Genomic DNA, 11,595 nt, shown 5'->3' with positions numbered 1-11,595 from the left:
ACTGATAGGATACGAATGGAGTACAACTGATGGCCGACTCGGGTGACGAACTGAAGACGCTCCTGTCGAGTGCGACGCTCGTCATCGTCGGCGGCCTCATCGGCTCGGCGGGGAAGCTGTTCGAACGAATCATCGTCGGTCGAGCGCTCGCGCCCGACGCCTACGGCGAGATGAACATCGGGTTCGCCGTGATGACGTTCGTGACGACGCTCTCGCTCGTCGGCTTCACGCAGGCGATTCCGCGGTACCTCTCGCGGTACGACGACGACGTGGACCGGCGGGGACTGTGGGCCGGCGGAATGATGCTGACGGGAGCGATCGCTATCGTCGCGACTGTCGTCGTGGTGTTCTTCGCCGAACCCATCGCGGCGGCCCTGTTCGATAGCGGAGACCAGGCCGTGAGGCTGCTTCGCGTGTTCGCGCTGACCGCCCCGTTCGTCGTCGGCATGCAGGTCGCTGTCGGTGCGATTCGCGGCTACGAGAATACCATCTACAAGACGTACGTTCAGGACTTCACGTACCCGCTGACGCGACTCATCCTCATCGGGATCTTCCTGTTCGGGTTGAACATGGGTCTCCTATCGGTCGGGTACGCGTACATAGTCTCCGCCGTCCTCGCGTTCGTGGTCGCGCACGTTCTCCTTCGCCGGTTGATTCCGCTCCGCGGCGCGTTTCGGATGCACAACAGGGAGATGCTGACGTTCTCGGCCCCACTCATCGTCTCGACGGTGATGTCGGTGCTCGTCATCCAGACGGACACCGTCATGCTGGGATATTTCACGACCTCGTTCCAGACGGGCCAGTACGGGGCCGCGTACACGCTCGCGTCGGGGATGTTGGTCGCGCTCTCGGCGTTCGGGTTCATCATGCTCCCGATGGCGTCGCGCCTCGACGCCGACGGGAAGCACGGGGAGATAGATCTCATCTACAGCACGACGACGAAGTGGGTGTACATCCTCACGTTCCCGGGGTTCCTGACGTTTGTCATCTTCCCAGGTGATGTCCTGCAAATCATCTTCAACGCCGAGTATCTCCCGGCAGCGCAGGTGCTGCCGATTCTCGCGTTCGGCTTCTTCACCAGCGCGATGGTGGGTCGGAACCGCGAGACGCTGTCGGCGCTCGGCGAGACGAAGTTCATCCTCGTCTCGAACGTGGCGGCGTTCATGGTGAACTTCCTGCTCAACCTCTACATGATTCCGCGGTACGGCTTCGTCGGTGCCGGCATCACCTCCGCGATCTCGCTCGTCGTGCTGAACGGGATCGTCGTCATCGTCCTGAAGCAGAAGTTCGGCATCACGCCCTCGTCTCCGGAGAACGTCCGGACGTTCGTCTTCCTGCCGCTGGTGTTGATGCCGGTGGGGTACGTTCTCAGAGAGTACGCCGGATTATCGCTATCGGCGGTGACGCTGCTTCCGTTCCTCATCGTCGTCGGACTGCTCGGCATCGGCGTCGTCATCGTCGGCGGGGCACTCCAGGAGGAGGACATGTTCGTCATCGAGTTCGTCGAGGACCGCCTCGGTCGACAGATCCCGTTCGTCCGTCGGTACTTCCCCTCGTAGCGACGCTCACCGGACGCCCGGTTTCTCGTCGACACCGGAGGACAGTCGATACTCGGCGGTCTGTCGACACAGTACGGCTCGGTCGATACTCGATGGTTCTCCCGCTACGTCTCCGGGGGCCGTCAGGGTTCGACTTCGGCGAGTCACTCCGGGATATCACCGACGCGCGTCGCGTCGTCGGTTCACGTCTCGACCGCTCGATATCGAGTCGTACGCGGGTCGACGAGCAGTACACTACGCACGGTAGTGCGGCGATGTGCTGCGGCGACGCCGATGGGACGTGTCGATACCTTCCCGACGGTTGCACGACCTCTACTCGTTCCGTCGAGAACGTGTCGTCGGTCGCTTGCGTCCGCGGAGATAACTGAGTTTCCGGGACCCGGACGCTGAACGGACGTGTGTCCTGAAGAGAAGTGGCGGCGGCAGTAGTCGTCTCGAACGAAGAAACGCGGGACGAGGTAGTTAGTCGAACTCGTGGGGGTCGTGGACGATGACCTGCAGGTCGTCGTTCTCCTTGAAGTCGAACACCATCGCGAACAGCATGAACAGCCATCCGAGGAAGAACAGCAGCACGGAAGGCATGCTGTCTTCGTGCTTGATCAGCCTCCGGACCGCGGACCCGGCTCCGAGCACCGACGCGGCCGCACCGAAGTAGTAGAAGAACGGCAACGGGTGGAAATCCTTCACGAGGTACTTCGCGCGGAGTCGCCACAGGAAGTCGCGCAGTAGCAGCGCCGACGCCTTCGGGATGAACTCCTGGTACTTGATGTGACTGACCTCGTCTTTGTACACCGCCCGACGGGAGACGTCGGCGACGACCATCCCGTGGACGTTGAGGCGGACGAGCAGGTCGTTCGCGAAGCCGTAATCCTCGTACAGCGCGTCGAGGTCGATCTCGTCGAGCGCGGCGTAGGAGATGGCCGTCGACCCGTTCTGCGGGTCCATCAGCTTCCAGTAACCGCTCGCGATCTTCGTCAGAAGCGAGAGCATGAAGTTGCCCACCTGCCGGAACTTCGGCATGTCCTTCCGCGCCCGTCCGCGCAGACGGTTGCCCTTCGAGTAGTCGGCGTCGCCGAGGGCGACGGGACGGATGATGCGCTCGACGATGTCGGGTTCGGTCTGACCGTCACCGCTGATGACGGTCGTCACGTCGACGTGGTCGGTCAGCGCGTGCTGGTAGCCGGTCTTGATGGCTCCGCCGACCCCGCGGTTGACCTCGTGCTGGATGGGGACGACGCGGCGGTCGAAGCCGATGCCGCCGTCCGGTCGTGGCGTGGGTGCTTCCCAGCTCTCGTTGACTGCGTCGGCGGCGCGGCAGATCGCGCCCCAGGTGTCGTCGCTGGAGCCGTCGTCGATGACGTACGCCCTGTCGACGAACTCGGGGAGCGTCTCGATGACCTCCCCGATGAACTTCTCCTCGTTGTACGCCGGTATCACGGCGCCGATTGTCTTTCCTTCGTACATCTTAGAGCGGAGTTGCGTCGGTCTGGGTGGCGGCCTGTCTCTCGCGGTAGCGGGTCAGCGAGGCGTTGTGGCTGACCGAACGGGGATCGGTCACGACGTCGACGATGAGTTCGGTGAGGTTCACCCGCTCCTCCATGAACGTCCGACGACGCTCCTGCCAGAGTTCGGGGACGCTCTCGTCGGCGAGCAGTTCGTCCGCCCGTTCGACGACGGCGTCGAACTCGGTGATGTTGTCGATGAGGCCGTGCCGTTCGAGTTCGGCGAACTCCCCGAACTCCTGGTCGACGAAGGCGCTCGACCGAATCGCGGGTGTCCCGAGGAGCGATGCCTCGGTGACCATCGTCCCCGTGTCGGCGATGAGCAGCGACGCCTCCGCGAGCGCGTCGTGCATCCGACCGGGGTGGATGTCGTACGGTCGCGCCGGGAGGTCGTCGAACTCCATGTCGTCGCCCTCGTCGGAGACGAGCACCGTCGCCTGTTCGGAGAGGTGTTCGACGAGTTCACGGCGGTCTTCGAGCGAGAACCCCTTCTTGCCGGCGTCGTGCATCGCGTCGAACGAGTTGAAGCGAAGCATGACGAAGCGCTCGTCGGGGCCGACGCCGAGCTCCTCGCGGACGCTTGGATCCGACTCGAACACGTCGGGGTGGAGGTACGCACACTCCTTCAGTCCCGGGAACGTGTAGTGATTCGGACCGAGGTCGAGGCCGTAGACGTCCGGCGTGAGAACGACGTCGGCGAATTTGCTGGCGAGTTTCGGCAGCAGCGTCCCGGGAGCGGAGTCGCGGAGGAGAATCGTCTCCGCCCGGAGGAGAGTTCCCGCGTAGGCGGTGTACGCTCCGAGACCGACGACGACGTCGGGATCGAACCGCTTGGCCGAGACCGGAATCTTGAGCAGTTGCGTCGCCAGTTCGCGAGCCATCCCGGTGTTCGAGTACGCCGCCGTATCGTGGTGGCCGTATATCTCGAACGGGAGGTCGTAGTACTCGAGGAGGTCCTTGGTGCACGTGTAGTCGCGCGCAAGGATGTGGACGTCGTGTCCACGGTCCTCCAGTCGCCGGACCACGTTCTTGTAAACGTGTACGTGGGCCGGAGTGTTCGTGAATATTAGATACCTCATCCCGCTCGTAGAATACTCTCATCCGGCCTTTGTTATGGCCCGACTACCGGAATGGACGCGTCGAACTCGGCTCCGTCTGCCGGTTTCGTGGGATTGGCAACACTCGCCACAGTCTATCAATCAGGGGGAGGATAACAAAGGCCGACTAGAGATTACACTCGGTCAGTAGCACCTCGTCGTATGCACGTTCTCAACTTGACTACCAACGCCGACGCAAGATTCTATCAACTACAGGTTCGGGCGCTCGAAGCGCACGACGTGAGCTGTACGACCCTCTCCGTTCCGGGCAAACACCGAGCCGGGTCTCCGCGGACGGCGACGGATTATCTGCGATTCTTCCCGCAGGTCATCCGTCAGTCGCTCGGGTCGTACGACCTGATACACGCGAACTACGGTCTCACCGCGCCGATGGCGCTCTCGCAGCCCAGACTGCCGGTCGTGCTCTCGCTTTGGGGGTCGGACCTCGAAGGATCGTACAGGCCGGTGAGCAAGGCGTCAGCCCGCTTCTGTGACGCGGTCATCGTGATGTCCGAGGAGATGAAGCGGTCGCTCGGGCAGGAGTGTTCGGTCATCCCCCACGGTGTCGACCTGGAGCGGTTCAGCCCAACGCCGCAGACAGAGGCGCGGGACGAACTGGATTGGGATGACGACTCCTACCACGTTCTGTTCCCCTACTCGCCGGAGCGGACGGTGAAAGATTACCCGCGGGCCGAACGCGTCGTCGAGGCCGCCCGAGAACGGCTGTCGAAACCGGTCGAACTCCACACGATAAGCGGTCTCCCGCACCCTCGCGTTGCGGTGTACATGAACGCCTCCGACTCGTTGTTGCTCACGTCGAAGCGAGAGGGGTCGCCGAACGTCGTCAAGGAGTCGCTGGCCTGCAACCTTCCGGTCGTCGCGACGCGCGTCGGCGACGTTCCGGAGCGACTCGCCGAAGTCGAGCCCTCCGCAGTCTGCGACTGCGACGAGGAACTCGTCGAGAATCTGATTCGGGTGCTCGAACGGGGCGGGCGGTCGAACGGACGTGAGGAAGCCAAACGCATCGGCATCGAACAGATGGCCGACCACATCTACGACGTCTACGAGGACGTGCTGGCGCAGTAACGGTCGAAGTGTCGGACTAAGTCAGACCGCCGACGGTGTTACTGGGTGACGTATTTCTGGATGGCGGTGATTAACTTTGCTACCGGATAGTGTACCGACGGAGGATGCCAGGGCTTACTGTCGTCCGCGGAACGGACGAACTCGACGACGCCTCCCTCTCGAAGTCGCTCGAGAACGTCCGTTTTCTGGATTGGTACGAAGTACACGAAGACTTCCACGCATCGAGCACGTACGTCGGTCACGTGGGATACGAAGAGTATCCCGTCGAGACCGTCGAGTTTGACGGCGGTCTCGCCGTTCTCGAAGGATATCTCTACGACGTGGAGGACACGGCGGAAGAGGTTCGGAAGGTCGCCGAGTGGATGCAGGAGGGGGACTCGGCTAACCTCGAACGCTGGCTCGAATCGCGTGACGGCGACTTCGTCGTTCTCACCGTCGACGAGTCGAACGGCGACGTTCGAGCGCTGACGGACGTTCTCGCTCGGCTTCCGACCTACTACGCTACCATCGGCGACACCGTCGTCGTCTCCAGGGAACTGAAGTTTGTTCGTTCCGTCGCCCGCGAACTGAACGAGCCGACGAATCTCGACCGGATCGGAGCGGCGCAGATGCTTCTGTTCGGCTACACGCTCGGAACGCGGACGCTCTACTCGGACGTGGAGCGGATTTCGCCGGGATCGATGCTCACGGTCGACGACCGCGGAGCATCGACGCGGCGGGTACACGAGTACGACTTCGACAGCTACGACTACGCGGACCGAAGCATCGAGGAGAACGCCGAAGCGCTCGCGGAACTGTTCATCGAGGCCTGCGAGCGCCGCGGGCGTATCGCCGACCAGCACATCATCTCGCTCAGCGGCGGTCTCGACTCCCGCGCCGTCGCGGCGGGATACTCGCGTGCGGGCGTTCCCACGACCGCGGCGACGTTCACCGTCGGCGACGGCGACAGCGAGGAGGGGAACGTCGCCGAAATCGTCGCCGACGAGTTAGACATCCCGTGGCAACTGTACGCCGTTCCGCGCAGCGACCGTGCGACGTCGCTGCTGTTGGAGACGAAGCAGGGGATGAATTACCTCGGGATGTCGTTCATCTACGAGTTCTTCGAGCGGCTCCGCGAGGACGTCGGACCCGCCTCCTACGTCACCGGTGACGGCGGGGACAAGGTGTTAGAGAACCTGATGCCGGGGAACGACCCGTCCTCGGAAGCCGAACTCGTCGAGGAGATCGTCGATTCGAACAGCATCTTCTCGCTCGAAACCGCCGCCGAGATGACGGGCGTGTCGACGGAGGAACTCCGAAACAGCGTCCGCGACCGAGTGCGGTCGTACCCCGAATCGGACCTCTCGAACCGGTACGTCCACTACCTGCTCCGCGAGCGGGGGATGAACTGGCTCACGCACGGCGAGGACAGGAACCGCTACTACTACCCGAGCGTCGCGCCGTTTTACGCCCGTCCGGTGTACGAGTACGCGATGAACTGCCCCGCAGAGCAGAAGCGCGGGCGCAAACTCTACCGCGCGTTCCTCGAAGCGCTCTCTCCAGCGATGGTCGACATCCGAAACGCCAACTTCGGAGCCCCCATCAACTCGACCGAGTACGCCCTAAAGAAGCGGTTCTACGAGGAACTCGGGCGCGTCCCCACCGTGAAAAAGACCATCGTCAGCCTCGTCAAGCGCGAGTTCGGACAGAGCCACCCCGAGATAACGGGACCGATAAACGAACTCCTCCGTGACGACGCGAGCGGTCTGGATCCGGGTGTGGTCTCGGAGATCATCGGCGACGGTCGCTCGTACTCGAAGTCCGAACTCTCGCACCTGTACACCGTCGTCGCGGCGGACGCCGGTCGAATCGCTTGAGAGGTCGAACGGAGAAGAGGCCGCTGAACGAACGTCGAAACGGACGAAGCGAGATTACCGCTGGATCGGGCGGGCGGGCGTTCCGACGACAGTTGTTCCCGGTTCGACGTCGTCGAGCACCGTCGACCCCATTCCCAGTTCCGCGTCGTCACCGACCTGGAGGTGTCCGCCGACGGAGACGTGGGGCTGGACGACGACACGGTCGCCGATCTCTGTACTTCCCGAGACACCGACGCCGTAGGCCATCGAGACGTTCTCTCCGACGACGACCTGGTGAGCGATGTGGACCTGCGCGCTCAACACCGACCCGTCGCCGATGACTGTCTCGGAGAACGCGGCGCGGTCGATGCTGCTGTTCGCGCCGATTTCGACGTTGTCGCCGAGGACGACTTCCCCGAGATGTGGCTGTCGAAGCGGGCGCTCGTCTTTGTCGCGAGCGAACCCGAAGCCGGGTTCGCCGAGCGTCGTTCCGGCGTGGACGCGACAGCCGTCGCCGAGCGTCACCGCGTCGCCGACGTACGCCTGTGCGCCGACGTAGCAGCGTTTGCCGAGTTCAGCGCCGTCGGCGACGACGGCGCTGGGATGGACGACCGTCTCCGTGATCGGCTCGGTGAAGAACTCGCGAGCGACTTTGACGAAACCGAGCTTCGGGTCGGGATGACGGACGAGCGCCCGGTCGGCGATGTCGGGCGTCGACTCCGGACAGATGAGCAGTCCCGCGTCGGAGCGGGCGAGCTTCTCGGGGTCGTCGTAGCGCGAGAACGCGAAGTCGGACGGGTCGGCGTCGTAAAGCGATTCGACGCCGGTGACGAGCACGTCGTCGCCGTCGAGCGTCGCGCCGAGAAACGATGCAATTTCGGAGGCGCGTAGTTCGGTTGGCACGACCGGGTAGTCGGTCAGAAGGGGTATTGTAATGGCCCGGTTGTCGGCGGAGGCTAAATCGCCGAGCGAGGGAGCGAAGAGTCGGTGCGGCTACTCCATGTAGCCGAGACCTTTGAGGCGGTCCTCGACGCCCGAGAAGTCCTCCGTCTCCTCGGCGTCGCTTCGTCCGACTTCGCTGTACGGCGCGTACTCGACTTCCCGCGTCGCTGGGGTGGAATCCTGCTTGAACGCTTCGAGCAGGACGCGGCCGTCGGTGTCTTCGGGGACGGGTTCGCCGACACCGTGGAGGAGCGTCGGAGCGACGTCGACGACAGTCGCGTCGTCGACAGTTGCGCCGGGGGCGATGTCGGGGCCCCACGCGTAGAAGATGCCTTCCGGACGGTGCGACGCTTCGAGATGCGAACTGGCGATACAGACTGTCTCGGAGAGGGATGCGCGGACCTCGTAGCCGGGCTGTCCCTCCAGAACGACGTCCGGTGCCCACGCGTCGTTCGGATACTCCTCGCCACCGTCGAACGCCTCGAACACCGCTTCGCCCGTCTCCGGGTCTCGGTACGACTCGAATATCTCGACGAGTCGCTCTCTGACAGCCGGAACCTCCTCCGGCGGGACGCAGCCCTCGGAGAAACGCTCGGTGTCGTTGACGTAGACGAGTCCGGAGCCGTGGACGAACGCCTTCGTCTTCGAGAAGTCGGCGTCGTACAGCGCGTGGTCGCCCGGCACCTGCGAGGCGACGGAGTCAACGAGGTCGCCGGGAAGCCGTTTGATGAGTTCGCCCATGTCGATGTTCATCGCGTCGAACAGCCCCGTGATGCGGTCTTTCGTCAGGCCGACCCGACCCAGCGCACCGCGGGTACCGTCGTCCTTGCGGACCAACACGCCCTCCTGTTCGAGCAGCGTGTTCGCACAGGCATACTTATCGATCGGGCCGAACCCGTGGTCGGAGACGACGTAGAGCGTCGAGTCCGTCTCCTCGACGTAGCGGAGGACGTCGCCGAGGACCGTGTCGAGCAGTCGGTAGTGCGCCAACAGCGTCTCCTCGTTCCAGATGAGGTGCTGGAGGCGGTCGGGTGCCGTGAACACGAAGAAGAACAGACGCCAGTCGTCGACTTCGTTCATGAGCAGCGAGAGCAGTTTGCGGCGACCCTCGACGAGTTCGTCGACGGCGGTGACGAACTCGTCTTTGCGGTCGTGGTACTCCTCGTAGTAGAGGCCGATAGTGTAGTCGGGAATCTCGTTCTCGATCTTCTGTCGGAGTTTCGGCGGATGGGTGAACCGGTCGTTGATCTCCGGCGTGAGCATCCCAGTAACCATCGCGCCGTCGATCTCCGAGGCGGGGTACGTGATAGGGACGTTGCCGACGACCGCCGGGGAGAGTATGTTCCAGAGCGACGGCCGCTCGACGTTCTCGCTCGTGTTCATCTGGCGGCGGTAGTCGCCGTTGAGGTGACGGAAGTCGTAAACGCTGTGTTTGTCGGGCCATACGCCGGTCGCGATGGAGGGCCACGCCAGCGGCGTCGACGCCGGGCGAGTGCTTCGGAGCGACCCGGACGCGCCCTCGTCGGCGAGGCGTTTGAAGTTGGGCAGATGCCCATCGTCTATCCAAGTCCGAAGCATCCCCCACGGGACGCCGTCGAGTCCGAGAACGAATGCTCGCGTCGTCGAATCAGAATGCATTGCTACTACTCAGAGACAGAGTTGATACTCGCTTTGTTATGCATCGCGTATCCTCCGAGAACCGGCGAGTAGTTGGTCGTTGAAAGGCGCTGCGGGTCGAACGGTGACGGGACGTCAACTACTCGAACCCGTCGCGGGTGACGTACAGCGTGTACTCCTCGTTGGACTGGACGAGATTCATCTGCCGCTGCGTCGGCAGCGACTCGAACTCGTCCTGCGAGTACTCCTTCTGGTTGTACAGTAGTATCTCGCGCTGGTAGTCCGCCTCCGTCGTCACGAAGTACCGTGGGCCGGTGAACACCCCGGAGACGTTGCTCACATTACCGCCCGAGACGGTCGTGTCGCCCACCGGCGGCCCGGACGGTTCGGTGACGTTCTCGAAGCCGTACACCGCGTCGGAGAAGCGTTCGGCACCGCCGCCGGCGGCCGAGAAGAACACCTCCTCGTTGCGGTGGTCGAACGTCGTCTCGTAGCCCGAGTACTGTTGCTCGGAGACGTGCTGTGTCGTCTTGATGACGTACGGCGACGGGAAGACGACGACCATCGACATCGCGAGCATCGCGACCATCACGACGGCGGTGACGGACCGAGCGGTGTCGAACGTGAGTCGACTCTGAAGCCCGCCGACGAGTTTGCTCAGCGCCACCGCGCCGACGATGGTCGCGACGACGAAGATGAAGCCGAGCTGTCGGTAGCCGAGCGTCGGCGAACCGAGGAAGTACGCGCCGAAGAGGCCGACGAGCGGTACCAACGCCGCGCCGAGGTACAGCACGAGCGACTGGCTCCGCACGTCGTCGTCGAGCCGACCGGTCGACGTGAGCAGGAAGAACAGCCCCGTGAGCGCGGCGTAGATAGCCGCGACGAGGAAGATTTTGAGAAACAGTTCTTCGAGGCTCGCACCGACGCCCGTGGCACCTCCACCCGTGCTCTCGATCTGTTGGCTACCGACGTTCAAACCCTGGATGATGTCGACGTAGACGCCTTCGAACGCGTCCTGGAACCGTTCTCGCGGAACCATCCACGAGAACAGCAACAGACCGAGCACGCCGGTCTGCGCGTAGATCGGCTGGTGGCCGGCGACGACCGAGTCCATCGCCCGTCTGCGTGCGAGGAACTGGATGAGTCCGACCGTCGCACAGAGGATGAAGAGGTTCAACGCCTGCATCGGGTGGTACAGCACCACTCCTGCACCGGCGAGGAAGAACAGCGTTCCGAACGCCATCGGGCTGCCGAGGGCGCTATCCGAGGGGCTCTGGACGTAGCGGACGAGGAGGTACACCGCGATGGTGGCGACGAAGATGGCCTGCGTGCTCGGATGCGGCATCAGGTGGACCGCGACGTGGTTCAGCGGCAGGAGCAACCACGCCGAGAGCGCGCCGAACACGAGCGCTCGGTTGCTTCCGGTCATCGCGCGGGCCGTGAGCGGAACGAAGATGAGGAACGCGACGAGCGTGACGACGACAACGAGCATCATCGAGCGGCGAAGCCCCATCCCCGCGACGAGGTTGATAGCGTCGGTGAGACTGTGGATGCTCGGATAGAACATCTGCTGGGGCAGAATCGTCGCGCGCTGAATCGAGCGCGCCCAGCCCAGGTGACTCAGCGAGTCGCCGACGCCCACGAAGAAGTAGCCGCGGACGAGCGGCATCGCCACGACGGTCGTGACTGCGCTCCCGCCGAGGACGAGCGCCCAGAGGCGCGTCGTCCCCCTCGGAAGGAACAGCGCGTACACTGCGGCGACGAGGAGTGCGGCACCGATGGCCGCCCAAACGCCGACGGGCGTTCCAGCGTATATCGAGAGCTCGTACCCCGTCGCTGGATTGCTTCGCGCGTAGAGAATCGCCCCCGCGAGCGCGAAGAACCCGACGGCGAGAAGCCCGGTCGCGACGAGGTCCCCTCCGCCCGGTGCCTCGTCGTCGGCCTGTCTGAAACTCAT

Annotated in this window: 8 protein-coding genes; 3 read left to right on the top strand and 5 right to left on the bottom strand. The window is 63.7% G+C overall.

The annotated features are described in order from the left end of the window. Window positions 1-29 precede the first annotated feature (29 nt). The gene (locus LAQ74_RS20165; RefSeq protein ID WP_224338463.1) at window positions 30-1,559 is read left to right on the top strand and encodes a flippase; all 1,530 of its coding nucleotides are present in this window, start codon (window positions 30-32) and stop codon (window positions 1,557-1,559) included. 462 nt (window positions 1,560-2,021) lie between these two features. On the opposite strand, the gene LAQ74_RS20160 is transcribed toward LAQ74_RS20165, so the two are convergent. Next, window positions 2,022-3,023, bottom strand: a complete 1,002-nt coding sequence (locus tag LAQ74_RS20160; RefSeq protein ID WP_224338542.1) for a glycosyltransferase family 2 protein — start codon at window positions 3,021-3,023, stop codon at window positions 2,022-2,024. A gap of 1 nt (window position 3,024) precedes the next feature. Then, window positions 3,025-4,140, bottom strand: a complete 1,116-nt coding sequence (locus tag LAQ74_RS20155) for a DUF354 domain-containing protein (RefSeq protein WP_224338540.1) — start codon at window positions 4,138-4,140, stop codon at window positions 3,025-3,027. A 180-nt stretch (window positions 4,141-4,320) separates the two neighbouring features. Here LAQ74_RS20155 and LAQ74_RS20150 point away from each other — a divergent pair, with 180 nt between their 5' ends. After that, the gene (locus LAQ74_RS20150) at window positions 4,321-5,244 is read left to right on the top strand and encodes a glycosyltransferase (protein WP_224338538.1); all 924 of its coding nucleotides are present in this window, start codon (window positions 4,321-4,323) and stop codon (window positions 5,242-5,244) included. Window positions 5,245-5,348: 104 nt separating this feature from the next. Beyond that, window positions 5,349-7,100 (top strand): asparagine synthase-related protein, encoded by a 1,752-nt coding sequence (locus LAQ74_RS20145; RefSeq protein WP_224338536.1) that lies wholly within the window; start codon window positions 5,349-5,351, stop codon window positions 7,098-7,100. Window positions 7,101-7,154: 54 nt separating this feature from the next. Here LAQ74_RS20145 and LAQ74_RS20140 read toward each other — a convergent pair whose 3' ends face one another. The 3 genes from LAQ74_RS20140 to LAQ74_RS20130 all read right to left on the bottom strand — a co-directional run bounded on the left by LAQ74_RS20140 (window position 7,155) and on the right by LAQ74_RS20130 (window position 11,595). Beyond that, on the bottom strand, window positions 7,155-7,982 hold the full coding sequence (locus tag LAQ74_RS20140) for a DapH/DapD/GlmU-related protein (RefSeq protein ID WP_224338534.1): 828 nt from the start codon (window positions 7,980-7,982) through the stop codon (window positions 7,155-7,157). 90 nt (window positions 7,983-8,072) lie between these two features. Beyond that, window positions 8,073-9,659 (bottom strand): alkaline phosphatase family protein, encoded by a 1,587-nt coding sequence (locus tag LAQ74_RS20135; RefSeq protein WP_224338532.1) that lies wholly within the window; start codon window positions 9,657-9,659, stop codon window positions 8,073-8,075. Between the two features lie 118 nt (window positions 9,660-9,777). After that, window positions 9,778-11,595, bottom strand: a complete 1,818-nt coding sequence (locus tag LAQ74_RS20130) for a hypothetical protein (RefSeq protein WP_224338530.1) — start codon at window positions 11,593-11,595, stop codon at window positions 9,778-9,780.

Origin of the sequence: Haloprofundus halobius, from assembly GCF_020097835.1 — an archaeon.
GTDB classification, from domain to species: Archaea; Halobacteriota; Halobacteria; order Halobacteriales; family Haloferacaceae; genus Haloprofundus; species Haloprofundus halobius.
The sequence above is the reverse complement of the archived record's forward strand: the minus strand, read 5'-3'. Positions and strand labels throughout refer to the sequence as shown.